Origin of the sequence: Amphritea japonica ATCC BAA-1530, assembly GCF_016592435.1 — a bacterium.
Taxonomy (GTDB): Bacteria; Pseudomonadota; Gammaproteobacteria; order Pseudomonadales; family Balneatricaceae; genus Amphritea; species Amphritea japonica.
In genome coordinates, this window is the sequence record NZ_AP014545.1 from 980911 (window position 1) to 996753 (window position 15843).

General features: G+C 48.2%; 13 protein-coding genes. 4 read left to right on the plus strand and 9 right to left on the minus strand.

Features of this window, described 5'->3' with window-relative positions:
* The first annotated feature begins 302 nt into the window (after positions 1 to 302).
* From AMJAP_RS04490 to AMJAP_RS04505, 4 genes are all read left to right on the plus strand, one after another.
* Positions 303 to 2069: an SLC13 family permease gene (locus AMJAP_RS04490; protein WP_019621875.1), complete on the plus strand. Its 1767-nt coding sequence runs from the start codon at positions 303 to 305 to the stop codon at positions 2067 to 2069.
* Positions 2070 to 2116: 47 nt separating this feature from the next.
* Positions 2117 to 2896 (plus strand): 3'(2'),5'-bisphosphate nucleotidase CysQ, encoded by a 780-nt coding sequence (gene cysQ, locus AMJAP_RS04495; protein WP_019621876.1) that lies wholly within the window; start codon positions 2117 to 2119, stop codon positions 2894 to 2896.
* 647 nt (positions 2897 to 3543) lie between these two features.
* On the plus strand, positions 3544 to 4554 hold the full coding sequence (galE, locus tag AMJAP_RS04500) for a UDP-glucose 4-epimerase GalE (protein ID WP_019621877.1): 1011 nt from the start codon (positions 3544 to 3546) through the stop codon (positions 4552 to 4554).
* Positions 4555 to 4700: 146 nt separating this feature from the next.
* Complete coding sequence (locus AMJAP_RS04505; protein ID WP_019621878.1) at positions 4701 to 5147, plus strand: REP-associated tyrosine transposase; 447 nt, start codon at positions 4701 to 4703, stop codon at positions 5145 to 5147.
* Between the two features lie 607 nt (positions 5148 to 5754).
* On the opposite strand, the gene AMJAP_RS04510 is transcribed toward AMJAP_RS04505, so the two are convergent.
* From AMJAP_RS04510 to AMJAP_RS04550, 9 genes are all read right to left on the minus strand, one after another.
* Complete coding sequence (locus AMJAP_RS04510) at positions 5755 to 6153, minus strand: hypothetical protein (RefSeq protein WP_019621879.1); 399 nt, start codon at positions 6151 to 6153, stop codon at positions 5755 to 5757.
* Between the two features lie 485 nt (positions 6154 to 6638).
* Positions 6639 to 8009 carry a phosphohexomutase domain-containing protein gene (locus AMJAP_RS04515; protein WP_019621880.1) on the minus strand — a complete coding sequence of 457 codons (1371 nt, stop codon included), beginning with the start codon at positions 8007 to 8009 and terminating at the stop codon, positions 6639 to 6641.
* Positions 8006 to 8383, minus strand: coding sequence for a VanZ family protein (locus tag AMJAP_RS04520; protein WP_019621881.1), 378 nt, complete (start codon positions 8381 to 8383; stop codon positions 8006 to 8008). Before AMJAP_RS04520 ends, AMJAP_RS04515 begins: the two co-directional genes overlap by 4 nt.
* Positions 8383 to 9648: a nucleotide sugar dehydrogenase gene (locus AMJAP_RS04525; protein ID WP_019621882.1), complete on the minus strand. Its 1266-nt coding sequence runs from the start codon at positions 9646 to 9648 to the stop codon at positions 8383 to 8385. The genes AMJAP_RS04520 and AMJAP_RS04525 overlap by 1 nt, the downstream gene beginning before the upstream one ends.
* Positions 9638 to 11281, minus strand: a complete 1644-nt coding sequence (gene pgi / locus AMJAP_RS04530; protein WP_019621883.1) for a glucose-6-phosphate isomerase — start codon at positions 11279 to 11281, stop codon at positions 9638 to 9640. The genes AMJAP_RS04525 and pgi overlap by 11 nt, the downstream gene beginning before the upstream one ends.
* Positions 11282 to 11285: 4 nt before the next feature.
* Positions 11286 to 12170, minus strand: a complete 885-nt coding sequence (gene galU / locus AMJAP_RS04535) for a UTP--glucose-1-phosphate uridylyltransferase GalU (RefSeq protein ID WP_019621884.1) — start codon at positions 12168 to 12170, stop codon at positions 11286 to 11288.
* Positions 12171 to 12210: 40 nt separating this feature from the next.
* Positions 12211 to 12876: a hypothetical protein gene (locus AMJAP_RS04540; RefSeq protein WP_019621885.1), complete on the minus strand. Its 666-nt coding sequence runs from the start codon at positions 12874 to 12876 to the stop codon at positions 12211 to 12213.
* Positions 12869 to 13594 carry a tyrosine-protein phosphatase gene (locus tag AMJAP_RS04545; RefSeq protein ID WP_019621886.1) on the minus strand — a complete coding sequence of 242 codons (726 nt, stop codon included), beginning with the start codon at positions 13592 to 13594 and terminating at the stop codon, positions 12869 to 12871. The genes AMJAP_RS04540 and AMJAP_RS04545 overlap by 8 nt, the downstream gene beginning before the upstream one ends.
* On the minus strand, positions 13594 to 15816 hold the full coding sequence (locus AMJAP_RS04550; protein WP_019621887.1) for a GumC family protein: 2223 nt from the start codon (positions 15814 to 15816) through the stop codon (positions 13594 to 13596). Before AMJAP_RS04550 ends, AMJAP_RS04545 begins: the two co-directional genes overlap by 1 nt.
* Between the last annotated feature and the right edge of the window lie 27 nt (positions 15817 to 15843).

Sequence of the window (15843 nt, forward strand, 5' to 3'; positions counted from 1 at the left end):
CCTCCCAGCCTCCCGCTATAAAACGTTTATGGGAGGAAATGATAGTTGGGTTGGATAATCCCGTTTTCAGTTTAATGGCAGCAAGGGTCTCTCCGCTAAGACGTAGCTGTACCGCTTCTCTTCTTAGTTTGTTCAGCTGGTTTGGAGAAAGTTTCTTTCCGCTCATTTGAGTGTCCCGTATAAGAATTGTTATCATACAAAATTAGCGGTATGCTGACAAACTAGTTTTGTTAAACATTAAGTGTCTTGGTTTTATGTATATATCTATAGAAACTAAGTGACACAATTACATAAGTCGAAATATGGATTTTTCAGCCGGATTAACACTTTTTATTCTCGTTTCGGTACTTTTGCTACTGGTATTCAGTCATCTCGCTGCAGATATGGTCTTATTGGCTGCGATGGGTGTTTTAATCATTGCAAAAGTACTGACCCCTTCCGAAGCGCTGGTTGGATTTTCTAACCCTGGCGTTATTACTATTGCTGCCTTTTATGTTATTGCTGCCGGTCTTAAAGAGACGGGTGCCGTTCGTTGGATTGGCCAGTTATTGCTTGGTTTGCCGGATTCTGAAAGGAAATCATTATTGAGAGTGATTTTGCCGTCATCGCTATTAAGTGCTTTTATGAATAATACGGCGGTTGTGGCGATGTTTATTCCGGCCGTCCAGGAGTGGGCGAGACGGATTAAAATTCCGGTGTCTAAATTATTACTGCCTTTGAGCTATGCGGCAATTTTAGGTGGAACCTGCACGTTGATCGGTACTAGTACTAACCTGGTGGTTGATGGGTTGTTGCAGGCGGAGACGGGAATCGCTTTGGGCATGTTTGATCTGGCATGGGTCGGTGTTCCTGTTCTGTTAATTGGCGGGGGCTTGATTGTTTTGCTGGCGCCGGTTTTGCTGCCCAACAGAAAAGGTGTTGTCGAACAGCTTGAGTCGGCGCGGGAATATGTTGTTGAATTGGTTGTCAGCCCCTCAGGGCCTATTGTGGGTAAAACCGTTGCTCAGGCGGGCCTACGGCACCTGACTTATGGTTATCTGGTTGATATTAAAAGGGGAGAACAGCTAATAACGGCGGTTTCACCCGATATCGTCTTAGAAGCCGATGATGTGCTGGTCTTTATCGGTGCTGCGGAAAGTGCGCATGAACTCAGGGGTGTGTGGGGGCTGGTGCCGCCAGATGATGATCTTGAAAAGTTAGATATCGCGTTACAGAAGCGCTGTCTGGTTGAGGCGGTTATTGGTCCTGAATTTTTTGGGCTGGATCAGACTATCAGAGAGTCTCGCTTCAGAAGTCGGTTTCGGGCGGCTATCTTATCTGTTTGTCGCCAGGGTCACCGGCTAGATGGCAAAATCGGTGATATACAATTGCAGACCGGCGACACTCTGCTACTGGAAGCTAGCGATGATTTTGTGAGTCAATATCGCTCCCGAAGGGACTTTTTACTGGTCAGTGCATTGAATGAATCTACGCCGCCAGACTTCGCCAAGGCGCCTTATGCGATCGGTACATTACTTCTGATGGTTGTTGCCAGTGCTGCCGGTGTTTTGTCGATTCTTGAAGCTGCGATTGTTGCGGCGGGTGTCATGTTGGCCAGCCGCTGTGTATCAGTTTCTAAAGCCCGCCGTAATGTTGATTTGTCAGTGTTGATTGTTATCGCTTCGTCCTTTGCGCTGGGTGCCGCCATGGTAAAAACCGGAAATGCTCGGATGATTGCAGACGGGTTGCTGTTTTACGAGGGTATAGGCCCCTGGCAGGCGTTGATACTGATGTATCTGATAACGGTTATTTTCACCGAGCTGATCACCAATAATGCGGCGGCAGTGTTAATGTTTCCGGTTGCTATGGCATTAGCTGAACAGTTGGACGTGAGTTATATGCCTTTTGTTATTGCGGTTATGTTCGCCGCTTCCGCCAGCTTTATAACGCCACTGGGTTACCAGACTAACTTGATGGTATATGGCCCAGGTGGCTACCGCTTTACAGATTATGCCCGTTTAGGGGTTCCGCTGAGTCTGACTGTGGCTGTAGTGTCGTTGTTTTTGATTCCACAGATCTGGTCGTTTTGAGCGACTAGCGGTGTTAGAACTTAATAATTTAGAGTGAGAAGGACGTCATGTTTAATAATGAAGATATTATCGCGCTGGCAAAAACAGCTGGAGCGGCGATCATGGAAATCTATCAGCGGGATTTTGCTGTTTCTGAAAAGAGCGATGAAAGTCCGTTAACTGAAGCTGACCTGGCATCTCATCACTGTATTGTTGATGGACTGAGTCAGTTGACCCCAGAGATTCCTGTTTTATCTGAAGAGTCAGGTTCAGATGAGCATACTGACCGGATGTCATGGCAGACATACTGGTTGATAGATCCTCTTGATGGCACTAAAGAATTTATTAAGAAGAACGGTGAGTTTACTGTAAACATTGCCTTAATTGACCAAGGCAAAGCTGTATTCGGTGTAGTCTACGCGCCGGTGCTTGAAGTGACTTACTGGGGTGATTCTGAGGGTGCGTTTAAGGAAGAGGCAGGACAGGTTAAACCTATTCAGGTGTCTGATATTCCAGGTGAAGGCGACGTTTGGCGGGTAGTCGGCAGTCGTTCGCATCAGTCTGATGAGTTTAAAGCTTTTGTAAAAGGCCTGCCGGAAACAGAAGTCGTATCGATGGGTAGCTCTCTGAAATTATGCCTCGTTGCTGAAGGCGCGGCTGATCTGTATCCACGGCTTGGACTCACCAGTGAGTGGGATACTGCTGCTGCACATGCGGTTGTAAACGCTGCTGGTGGACAGGTCTTACAACATCCAGAGCTTACCCCTCTGTTGTATAATACCCGACCTGAAACATTGCTAAATCCGTTCTTTATTGTGTGTGCTGACAAAGCGGATGCTTGGGCTTAGAAGCCGAAGTCCGATCTAAAGGACGGTGTTTCGATGTTTATGTAGGAGGCGTGCCCTCACGGCGAGAGTTTTAGTTTTTGCAGAGCTTATCGCGACGAGGGTCGCTTCTGAAAGGACGGTGTTTCGATGTTTATGTAGGAGCTGTGCCCTCACGGCGAGAGGTTTAGTTTTTTGCAGAGCTTATCGCGACGAGGGCGTCGCTCCTACAGGGTCGGTGTTTCGATGTTTATGTAGGAGGCGCCTCACTCAGAGAGTTTTATTTTTTGCAGAGCTTATCGCGACGAGGGCGTCGCTCCTGAAAGGACGGTGTTTCGATGTTTATGTAGGAGGCGCGCCCTCACGGCGAGAGTTTTAGTTTTTGCAGAGCTTATCGCGACGAGGGCGTCGCTCCTACAGGGTCGGTGTTTTTTTGTAGGAGGCGTGCCCTCACGGCGAGAGTTTCAGTTTTTGCAGAGCTTATCGCGACGAGGGAGTTGCTCCTACAGGGCGATGTTTCGATGTTTATGTAGGAGCTGTGCCCTCACGGCGAGAGTTTTATTTTTTGCAGAGATTATCGCGACGAGGGCGTCGCTCCTACAGGGTATAATCGAGGTTAGTACGTTTTTTGTAGAAGGTGTATCTACATGCCTGGAATAAGGGAAATATAAATGGCAATTTTGGTGACAGGTGGTGCTGGGTACATTGGTTCTCATACCGTTGTAATGCTACTTGAGGCGGGTTATGAGGTTGTTGCACTTGATAACCTATGCAACAGCCATCCTGAAGTTTTTAATCGTATAGAGACTATTACGGGTAAGCGACCTGCTTTTGTTGAAGGCGATATTCGTGACCGCACGTGTCTGGATAAACTGTTTGCAGATTACACTATCGAATCGGTAATCCATTTTGCGGGTTTGAAAGCTGTGGGTGAAAGTTCCAGAATCCCACTTGAGTATTATCAAAATAATGTACATGGGTCGGTTGTGCTCTGTGAAGCAATGGCCGCTGCTGGTGTAAAGAAGCTGGTATTTAGTTCTTCAGCGACGGTCTATGGTGAAGATGCACCGGTTCCTTATGTTGAGACTATGCCACGAGGGAAGACTTCCAACCCTTATGGTAGCTCGAAGGCGATGGTTGAGCAGATGTTGACGGATCTTTGTATCTCTGACGAGGGCTGGTCAGTCGGGCTGCTGCGATACTTTAATCCGATTGGTGCTCATCCGTCTGGGCTGATAGGTGAAGATCCTCAGGGCATACCTAATAACCTGATGCCATTTATTAGTCAGGTTGCTGTTGGCAAGCGAGATCAACTCTCTATCTTTGGCAGTGATTACGATACGGAAGATGGAACTTGTGTCAGGGATTATCTGCATGTGATGGACCTTGCAGAAGGCCATTTGAAGGCCTTAAGTTGTTTAGTTCAGCCAGGAACGCATATATACAATCTGGGCACAGGTAATGGATTGTCTGTATTAGAAATGGTGAAGAGCTTTACATCTGTAACCGGTGTTGCAGTTCCTTATCAATTTGCACCTCGTCGCGACGGGGATCTGCCTGCCTTTTGGGCTGATGCCAATAAGGTGGGAAAAGAGCTGGATTGGCAAACCCAATATTCATTAGAAGATATGATGCGAGATACCTGGAATTGGCAATCTAAGAATCCTGAAGGGTTTCGGTAAGGGGGATAACCTGAGGAGTGCCTCTTCGCCTAGGTTTTTAGTTTTTTTGTGAGGTTTATCGCGACGAGGGCGTCACTCCTACAGGGTTGGTGTTTTTTTGTAGGAGGCGTGCCCCCACGCCGAGAGTTTTATGAAGGGAGGCTACGATGAAAGGGAATTCATCTGCTCTGCGAAAAGGTCGGTTTTCTGAAGCCGGCCGTATCTATCTGGTTACTTTTGTAACCTGTCAAAGAAACGCTATTTTTGATGATTTTTATTTAGGGCGACTGCTAGTTGATGTTATCCGAAAAGAATCACAATTTACCGATACATTGGCTTTCGTCGTAATGCCTGATCATGTGCATTGGTTGGTACAGTTAAAATTTAAATCATTAAGTGACACTGTGAAAACAGTAAAATCGGTTTCTTCTAGAAAAATACAGAAAGAAACGGGAGCGCAAGAGCGTGTCTGGCAAAAGGGTTTTCATGACCATGCGATTAGACGGGATGAGAATTTGGCTGGGGTGGCGCGATATATTGTTATGAATCCGGTTCGGGCAGAGTTAGTGAAAAGTGTCAGAGAGTATTCATTGTGGGATGCTGTTTGGGTATAGGTAGTGATTTTTGAGCTTTAATCGCGACGGGGGCGTCGCTCCTACAGAGGTCGGTGGTTTCTGTAGGAGTTGTGCTCTCACGGCGAATGGTTCGGTTGTGTTGTTTGAGTTTCAATCGCGACGAGGTACCCAGAGGGCATGTTAGCGTCGCTCCTACAGAGGCCGGTGGTTTCTGTAGGAACCGTTACCTCGCGGTGAATGGTTTAGTGCTTGCTGAGGCTTTAATCGCGACGGGGCGTCGCTCCTACAGAGGTCGGTGGTTTCTGTAGGAGTTGTGCCCTCACGGCGAATGGTTCGGTTGTGTTGTTTGAGTTTCAATCGCGACGAGGTATCCAGAGGGCATGCTAGCGTCGCTCCTACAGGGGGTTGTGGTTATTGTAGGAGCCGTGCCCCACGGCGAATGGTTGTGTTGTTTGAGTTTCAATCGCGACGGGGGCGTCGCTCCTACAGAGGTCGGTGGTTTCTGTAGGAACCGTTACCTCGCGGTGAATGGTTTAGTGCTTGCTGAGGCTTTAATCGCGACGAGGTACCCAGAGGGCATGCTAGCGTCGCTCCTACAGGGGGTTGTGGTTATTGTAGGAGCCGTGCCCTCACGGCGATATGATTATCACAATATATTAGTCTTAAACCATCCCCAGATTCCCAATGAAAACCCTGGAAATAGGTCGATACCTGCTGCTGATTTGATTAGGTATAAAACCAGAAGGCCCAATAGGGTTGAGAAAGTTAAAAAGAGCATCAGGAAAAAAGCTTGCATAAATGCTGCTGTTTTTTGCTCTGCGCGGCTTAATTCCCGGCGGTTTCGGCCTAATAGAATGACGAAGTAATATCGCCAGGTCCAGATCTTCAGGGTGCCTCGAATATCTACGGGGTGCTTGCCCCATTTACGCGCACCAAAGGCTACTTTCAGAGCTGCTAGCTGCTCTTGCGAGAAACTACCTCTGACATCTTCGGGTAAACGTTTAAACAGGCCTTCTTCAAACCAGTCTTTTGTTTGTTGATCCATTGAGGTGTCTTTTTTAAGTTTATCGCGACGAGGGCGTCGCTCCTACAGAGGTCGATGGTTTCTATAGGAGCTGTGCCTTCACGGCGAATGGTTCGGTTGTATTATCTGAGTTTCAATCGTGACGAGGGCGTCGCTCCTACAGAGGTCGGTGGTTTCTATAGGAGCTGTGCCTTCACGGCGAATGGTTCGGTTGTGTTGTTTGAGCTTTAATCGCGACGAGGGCGTCGCTCCTACAGAGGTCGATGGTTTCTATAGGAGCGGTGCCTTCACGGCGAATGGTTCGGCTGTATTATCTGAGTTTCAATCGCGACGAGGTACCTAGAGGGCATGCTAGCGTCGCTCCTACAGAGGTCTATGATTTTTGTAGGAGCTGTGCCCTCACGGCGAATCGATGGTCGCTAAATGAGGGCTGAAGTTCGAGGTCCGAAAAGGCGGACAAACGAAGCGATCGGACTTCGGCTCTCTAAGCGATCGAACCTTGGTTCTTACCCCCGCAGCAGCGCAAGCAGTTCTTCGGTTTTAGCTTTCATTAGGGTTTCATCGCCACGGGTTTCAACGTTCAGGCGAACAACAGGCTCGGTGTTTGATGAGCGCAGGTTAAAGCGCCATTCACCCATATCGAGGCTGATGCCGTCGGTATAGTCAATGCTCATAGCATCGGCCTGGTATGTTGCCAGTACTTTATCGATAGAGGCTTTAGGGTCTTCAAGTTTGCTATTGATCTCACCCGGGGACGGGTATTTAGAGATGCGGTCGTCGACGAGTTCAGATAAAGCCTGTCCTTTCTTGCTTATCAGTTCTGCAACTAATAACCAGGGTACCATTCCGCTATCGCAATAGAAGAAATCCCGGAAGTAGTGATGAGCGCTCATTTCACCCCCATAAACTGCATCTTCTTCGCGCATTCTCTCTTTGATAAAGGCGTGACCTGTTTTACATTGAATCGCTTTGCCACCGCTGGTTTCAACGATATCCAGTGTGTTCCAGGTCAAACGCGGGTCGTGGATAATGGCGGCGCCGGCATTTTTTGCCAGAAAGGCTTCTGCCAGCAATCCAACGATATAGTAGCCTTCAATAAATCGGCCTTTTTCATCAAACAGGAAGCAACGGTCGAAGTCGCCATCCCAGGCGATGCCCATGTCTGCGTTATGTTCTAAAACGGCCGCAATAGTGTCGGCTCTGTTTTCTTCCAGAATGGGATTGGGAATTCCGTTAGGGAAAGTGCCGTCTGGCTGGTGGTGAATTTTGATAAATTCAACAGGTACCGATGCGGCTTTAAACTGTGTTTCCAGTGCATCAATAACGTGGCCAGCGACACCGTTACCTGCATTCACAACCAGCTTCATTGGCTTGAGGCTGGTTTGATCTATATAGCCTTCCAGGTGCTCTACATAGGCGGCCATCGTGTCGACTTTTTCATACTGTCCACGCTGGTCTGGCTCGGGGGATGCGAAGTTATTTTCCCGTGCCAGCTGCTCAATATCGTTGAGGCCAGTGTCGCCGCTAATAGGTCGAGAGCCCTCCCGCACCAGTTTCATGCCGTTGTAGTCTTCAGGATTGTGACTGGCAGTAACGACAATGCCTCCATCTGTTTTCAGATGAGCGGTGGCGAAATAGATCTCTTCAGTGCCACAAAGGCCGATATCCAGAACATTAACGCCGGCGTCCTGCAGACCGTTTGCAAGTGCCTGCTTTAGTGATTCTGTAGACAGGCGCATATCGCCGCCGATTACAACGGTGCTTGGTTTTAGAAACTCAGCGTACGCCCGGCCAATGCGGTAGGTCAGATCTTCATCCAGCTGAGTGCCAAGCTGGCCGCGGATATCATAGGCTTTAAAACAGGCTAGTTTGCTCATTGTTGCTTCTCTGAAGGTTGGAGTTTTGAGGAATCTGAAAAAAAATGGCGACCAATTCGCCAGGCTAACCATGGCAGCAGGATTATCGCGACTCCAGCCAGGTTTGCATACATATCGTCCAGTGAAAAGTGTCGATGGGGTAGAAGCCATTCCTGAAGGAATTCAGCACTACAGGCCAGTGCCAGCAGTGCTGTTATGAAGAAAGGAATATACCGACGTGACAGAGTCAGGATAGCGATAAATGTCATCGCGGCAAAACCTGTCAGGTGGCCGAACTTATCAGATTGGTCGAATAATTTTGGTGGTGGAGTCTCTCTGAATAACCCATAAAGTAAGGCTGCCGCACAGAGGCTGAAAATAACACCGCGTAGCATTAGCGGCCAACCCCCATATAGGTAAATCCGTACATTTCTACTGCTTCTCTGTCGAAGATGTTACGACCATCGATAATGAGTGGTGTCTGCATGTCTTCGAGTAATTGATGATAATCAGGCGACCAGTATTCAGGCCATTCGGTTACAAGTAACAAAGCGTCGGTCGCTTTTATTGCATCATAGGCGTTGGGACAAAAGCTGATACCGGGCTCGTTTTGATAATGTTCTTGTAAGTTGGCCAGGGCTTCCGGGTCATGCACTTTGACGTGGACGCCTTGTGCCAGTAACGCATCGATGAGTTTCAGGCTGGGAGCGTTATTGATGCTGGCGGTTCCCGGCTTGAATGAGGCTCCCCATACCGCGACCGTTTTGCCTGAGAGGTCGCATTGGTAGTGCTGCCATAGTTTTTTGAACAGCAGCTCTTTTTGTATTTCGTTTTCAGATATCACTGTTTTAAGCAGTGAATCTTTACCGCGTTTTTCAAAGGTTTCAGAGAAACGGGCGATATTTTGATTGAAGCTAAGGCCGCCAAAACCGCAACCCGGTGCTAAATAGTGGTTGCCGATGCGCGGGTCTGCACCCATGCCTTCACGGATCGTATCAATGTCGACATTCATCTGGTCAGCTAAATTGGCTAACTCATTAATATAGCCAATTCGAATCGCCAGCATGCCGGTGATGGCCAGCTTGGTAAACTCGGCTTCCCGGCTAGACATTAATAGCAGGTGTTCTATGTTTTGCAAAAAAGGGCGGATCAGTGCGCGTGTCGTTGTGATCGCCCAGCTGTTTTCGCTACCAATCGTAATACGCTTTGGTTGGCTAAACCCTTGTAGTGCTTTACCTTCTTGAAGGTTGTTGGGCACGTATACAACAACCTGGTTCAGGTCTTCATTTAAGAGTGCCTGCAACTTGTCGGTAGCGCCGACACCAAAGTTTCCCTGGTTGATGATTAAGAGATTGTCAGGAATGCTTTTAGCCAGGCGAAGAGTGATCTCTTTCGCTGTCTCAAACTCGTCATGTTCTAGGGCCAGCCAGTGTATGTTGGCTTCGGTACCCTTGGGCCAGGTGCGTTTTAACCTGCCTTCCTGAAGTTGAAGTTCTATCTGATCTAAGAGTCCTGGCTCATCACGCAGCGCTGAAATATCGTGCAGGTTTTCTTCCAGAAGATTGTCAGAACCTTCTATCAAAACGCCGTTGCCCGCTCTTGCCAGACAAGCAGCGGCGACCCAGGCTGTCAGGTCAGCACCATAAACTTTAACTTTCATGCGTGCTCTCCTGACGTTGTTGCTGGACAAATCGAACAAGTCCTTCGGTAGAGCTGTCTGTCGACATGGTGGACTGGCCTGTGAACTGGTCTAACAGTGAAGTGGCAACGGTTTTACCCAGCTCTACACCCCATTGGTCAAAGGGGTTAATCTCCCAAATAACGGACTGGACGTATACCTTGTGTTCGTACATCGCAATCAGTGCGCCAAAGCTTTCAGGGCTGAGTTTATCCAGCATAATCGTCGTGCTGGGTTGATTTCCCCGGTAGCGTTTATGTGCCGGAGCATTGTTGGCATCATCCAGAACGCTATCGCCAAGTGCTAATAAACGGGATTGAGCCAGGCAGTTGGCCAGCGCTAACTGGTGCTGGGCCTTAAGGTCTTCCCCCTGATCCTGATAGCGTATAGCCGGGGCGATAAAATCACACATAACGGATTCTGTGCCCTGATGCAGTAACTGATAAAAGGCATGTTGAGCGTTTGGACCTACTTCGCCCCAGAGAATGGGGCAGGTGGCGTAGTTGAGTTGTTCACCCTGCAGCGTAACGCTCTTGCCGTTACTCTCCATCTCTAATTGCTCGAGATAGGCTGGCACGTGTTCCAGGCGCCCATCATATGGAAGAACGGCATGTGCGTGTATATCGAGGAAATTGATATTCCAGATACCGATCATCGCTAATAATACGGGCAGGTTTTCAGTTAGGGGCGCAGAGCGGAAGTGGGTATCCATTTGATGTGCGCCAGACAGCAGTAAACGAAAATTTTCATTGCCCGCTTGCAGTGCGATTGCCATACCTATGACCGACCATAGAGAGTAACGTCCGCCGGTCCAGTCCCAGAAGTGTAGTTGATTCTTTTTTGGGATTCCCCACTGTGCTGCTTTGTCGGGGCTTGCGGTTATCCCAATAAAGTGATGTTGGCTGATTAGCTCTACCGGTAGTTGACTGGCGTTAACCAACCACTCTCGGGCGGTATTGGCGTTTGCCAGTGTATCGATGGTAGAGAATGACTTGGATGACACAATGAAGAGCGTCGAGGCAGGGTCGATATGGGTTAATAGTCGGGCGAGCTGGCTACCATCCATAGAAGACACGAAATGGACGTTTATCTCTCTTATATGCGCTGGGGCAAACTGACTTAAAGCCCGGCAAGTCATTAGCGGGCCTAAGTCGGAGCCGCCGACACCGATATTGATTACGTTTTTGATAGGGCTGCCGTCGAAACCACGCCACTGGCCATTGTGAATCTGGTCTACCAACATTTCCATTCTTTCAAGTGAGGCGTGGATCTCTTCTGAGATATCGAGGCCATCGACATGAAGCACCTGTTCTTTAGGCTGACGGAGTGCGGTATGCAGAGCAGGGCGGTTTTCTGATGGATTAACCTTCTCTCCGTTGAAGAGTGCTTCGATTCGTTGAGGCAGTTGTTGTTGCTCTGCCAATTCGATTAGCCGTTGGAGTGTCTCTTCGGTAATGCGTTGCTTAGAAAAATCGGTCAGGCAGTGAGCGGCACTGAAACTAAACTTTTCAAAGCGCTGTGCATCTTCCGTAAACATCTGAGTCAGATGTTTATTACGCACATTGTCGGCATGTGCGTTGAGTGCGAGCCATGCAGGAGAGTGATTAACCGTCATAGTTTCAGTCCTGTTGCGCCAGGAACTGCTTAAAATCTGCAGCGGTTTCCGGGTGTTGCAATCCATAAGCAACATTTGCCTGAAGAAAACCTAGTTTGTTGCCGCAGTCATATGTTTTACCCGTCATACGGTAAGCTTCTAGGGTCTGTTCTTTAAGCAGCTCGTCTAAGGCGTCAGTCAGCTGAATTTCACCGCCAGCACCGGGCTTAGTATCAGCAAGCAGTTCCATTACCCTGCCTGGAAGGACATAGCGGCCGACAACCGACAGATCTGAAGGAGCTTCATCTGCGCTGGGCTTTTCAACCATTCCGCAGATTGCTGCGGATTCTCCTGCAGCCGGTTTAATACCGTTGCAGTCAGTAATGCCGTAGAGATGAACTTTGTCCTCAGGCACAGCCTCAACCATAATCTGGGCGGCGCTATGTTGATCAAACGCGGCAACCATTTTTTGCAGATCAGTTTCGTTTTGCTGGTAGTTGTTGACCAGAACATCAGGCAGGATGACGACAAAGGGCTCGTCCTTTATCACTTGTGCGGCGCAGTGTACTGCGTGACCCAGGCCTTTAGCTTCAGATTGACGAACTGAGAGAATAGTGACATCACTGGGAATAATATTACGTACAGCATTGAGAAGGTCTGTTTTGTTTTTCCGCTCAAGCTGTTCTTCGAGTTCATAGTGGCTATCGAAGTGGTCTTCAATTGATGATTTACCGCTACGAGTCACCAGTATTATCTCTTTAATACCTGCCTGAACCGCTTCTTCGACAACGTGTTGGATAACGGGTTTATCCACAACCGGCATCATCTCTTTTGGAATCGCTTTACTGGCCGGAAGTACCCGGGTTCCCAGACCTGCAACGGGGATTACTGCTTTACGTACGGTTGTCATTATATTTCCTTTCCATAGAAAACGGAGTAGTTAGTTATCATCAGAAACCACAAAGTTTTCTTTGATATATGTCTCTTTGTAAATTGGCACAGACCAGAGAACGCTTATTATATCGGTTTATGATGATTTTTATATGTTCCATGTTTCGACGAATACCTCGTTGGATATTGTCGGTGATGATTTTTCTTTCCTGAGGATTCAGGCTTAACCATCCCAGTAGGCCTGCTTCGGCTAAGGCAATGTTTACGCCATTCTCCCAGGGCCCGCTAATAGCTGCTTGTTTGATTGCAATTTTATAGTCTTCATCAAACTCTTTTAAGAGAGCTTTAATCAGTGCGAAATTGGCCTGGCTGTATGCCCATCGGGGCCTTAGCGCGGTTGAGTGTTGATAGCTTGCTAATGCGTTATGTAAAGCGGTGGTCTGCAACAGAGGGCTATCGGAGATAAGTGCTTCGTAATGAAATAGCCTGCCCTGATAATCATAATATTCAGGATTACTGTCCCAGCTTAATGCGGCTTCTATAGCGACTTGAGCCTTGTTGAGTTCCTGGTGTGTTGGCAGCCTATTTTCGGATTGCCACTTGCTAATACTGTAGCGAACGGGATAAGCATTTATATCGCCAAGACCCCATTGGGTAACCGGAATGCAAAGGGCGATCAGAGCCAGCGCAGGGAGTAAGGCTAGCTTTCTGGTAAATTTAATCACGCAGGCGCCCTAAAATTGTTGCAGGATTACTTGTAACCAGCTCGATGGCGGCCCGGTTGCCTATGATTTCAGCGGCCGCTTTGAGGCCGTTACTTAGAATCGGCGGTCGATGGGTGGCGTTATGAGCATCTGTGGCCAGAACGGTTGCCCATTCCTGCTGAAGAATATAGGTTGCGCAGTGCTTAGCCATTGCTCCAAACTCGCCTGTTATCGACATAGCTGTTAACTGTAAAAGACATCCTGCATCAATGAAGGGGGCTAGCTTCTCTGGTGAAAGCATTATCTCTTTATTGCGCTCTGGGTGGGCGATCATTGGCGTAATTTTATGTCTTTTCAACCATTGAATCAGCTGATCTGTTCCCGGCAGAATATGGCTATGGGGTAGTTCCAGCAGTAAAACCTGTTCTCCCTTCCATGAACCCAGATAGGGAATTAACCCAGCAGGAATCAGAGTTAGCATCTCTGTAGAGATGCGGGTCTCAGCACCCATGCTTAGCGTTAAAGGCATGCCTTTTTCTACAAGGGTTTGCTGAAGGCTGCTTAGGGCCGGTTGAATGGTACTGATCTGGTTGTCGTATCGGCCCGGGTGTATGTGGGGTGTGACAACGATATGAGAGATACCGTCATTTACCGCTATTTCTGCCAGAGCAAGCGACTCCTCCAGCGTTGCTGGACCATCGTCAATGCCCGGGAGAATATGATTATGCAGATCAATCATTAGGTGCTGCTTTTAACCGCGGGATCCTGTTCGACATAACCATAGCTGTCGTAATACCCCTCATAATCGTTGCCGTAGTACTTACTCGCTTTTTTCGTATCAAGCTGATTGAGTACAACGCCAATAATGGGGGCATTGGCTTCTTTCAGGCGCTTTAAGCCTGCTTTTGCCTGTTGATAGTTTGTTGAGTCTGCTTTGACGACATAGATCATCGCGCCGACATGTTGTGCCAGCACCAGCGCGTCACTGACTGCTTGTGTAGGGGCGGTATCAATCACAATGCGGTCGTAGTGAGTCTCAAGAGCTTCCAATACTTTAGCAAATCGCTTTGATGCCAGCAGATCGAGTGGATTTGGTGGAAGAGTTCCGGCGGTCATCAGGTCAATGTTGTTTATGTCTGCACGGTGGATGCACTGTTCAAGTTTAGAGGTGCCAGCGACAAGATTAGACAGTCCCGGCGATTTATTTGACAGGCTAAAGGCTTTGGCAATTGAAGGCCTGCGCATGTCGGCATCAATCAGCAGTACTTTTTCCATCTGGCCGAGTGATGTGGCCAGGTTGATTGCCAGAGAGGTTTTGCCTTCGCCGGGTATCGATGAAGTACAGCATAAGATTTTATGAGGATTGTCTAGTGCTGATAGTACAACGCCGGTTCTGATCGTTCTTACCGACTCAGCGTAGGGGGATTGAGGGTCAGTTATATAGGCCTTGTAGCTGCTCTCCTCTTCACCTTTTTTCTGGGTCAACAAGGGTAAAAGCCCCAGCATAGTAGACTGTAGTTTTGTTTCGACGTCGGCGGCTGTTTTAACGGTGTTATTTAACGCTTCCATAAGAAAAGCAAGTACGACACCAAACATCAGACTGGCGACGAATGAGAGGACAACGATGAGTTTCTTCTTTGGTTTTGCTGGTTTCATCGGAACAACAGCAGGGTCGCTAATGCGCGCGTTGGCGGTTTGTAAATTGCCGGTAGCGTTGGTTTCATTCAAACGGTTAAAGAACGTGTCGTATAGCTGCCGGGTAGATTCCGCTTCTTTTTCAAGCGACTTGAGCCGGTGGTCTTTATTATTGATCGCCTGCAGGCTTTGCTTCGCTTTTTCCTGATCGGCTTTAAGTGATCGCTCGTTTGTCAGGGCGATACGGTAATCATTTTCAACGCTGCTAACAATTCTCTTTATTTGATTATATAAGCTGCTTCTAACATCTTTTAGCTCGGACTCTGCCGCTTGCATTTGTGGATGCTTAGGGCCGTAACGTTTGGATAGATCGGCTTTCTTGAGTGCGATTTCTAACTCTGCCCGCTTGAGATCTCTGATCAGCGGATGGTTCAGAATAAGAGGGATGTTCTCGTATGCTTCCAGATCAGGGGAGGCAACGGCTTTGATTTGACGGTGGAGGCTTTCTGCTTCCAGGCGCTTGCGGCGTGCATCGACAAGCCGGGTAGAGATGAGCGAGAGCTCGTTGTTAGCAATTTCGGCACCGCCGTCACTGCCGACGATACCTTCTCTATTACGGTATTCCTGTAGTTTATCTTCTGCAGCGTTTACCTGATCACGCAGACCGCTAAGGCGCTCCATCAGCCACTCGGAAGCTTTATAAGTCAGTTGTAGGCGTGAATCAAGATTGTTCTCAATATAGGCATCACCCACAGCATTGGCTACCTGGGCGGCAAGGAGAGGACTATTTGCTTCAAAAGTGATCTTAACTAACTGGGTTTTGCGGACGGGGGCAACAGATAACCTCTGTAGAAAGCTATTGGTTATGTGTTGAAGCTTGATTTTAGCCAGCTCGTCAGCGGTCAGCTCTTTCTGAGGGAGCTCAACTGGCAATAGATCGCGCCAGTTGAATGAGAAAGCTGACGGCTCAGGATTGAATTCAGGGTGCTCAACCAGGTTTAGCTTCAGAATAACTTTCTCTGCGAGTTGACGCGACTTAAGGATCTCGAACTGTGTTAGATAGTATTCGTTGTTTTTGGTGTCCAGACCGTAGACTTCTTCAATTGAGACCACGTTGGCCTGCTGAGACTCAATGAGTAAAGTAGCGGTGGCTCGGTAGGCTGGCTTCATTGAGAAAACAACCAGCGTTGTTAAAATCGACACAATAAGAGCAAATCCGAAGATACCCCATTTATGCCGATTGATAGTCATCCAATATTGACGAAGATCGATGACTTCATCTTGCATCTGATGTGAAAATCTATCCTGTGACGCTGTCGTATCCATACTTAAAATTCTCTGCTGCTAGTGTTG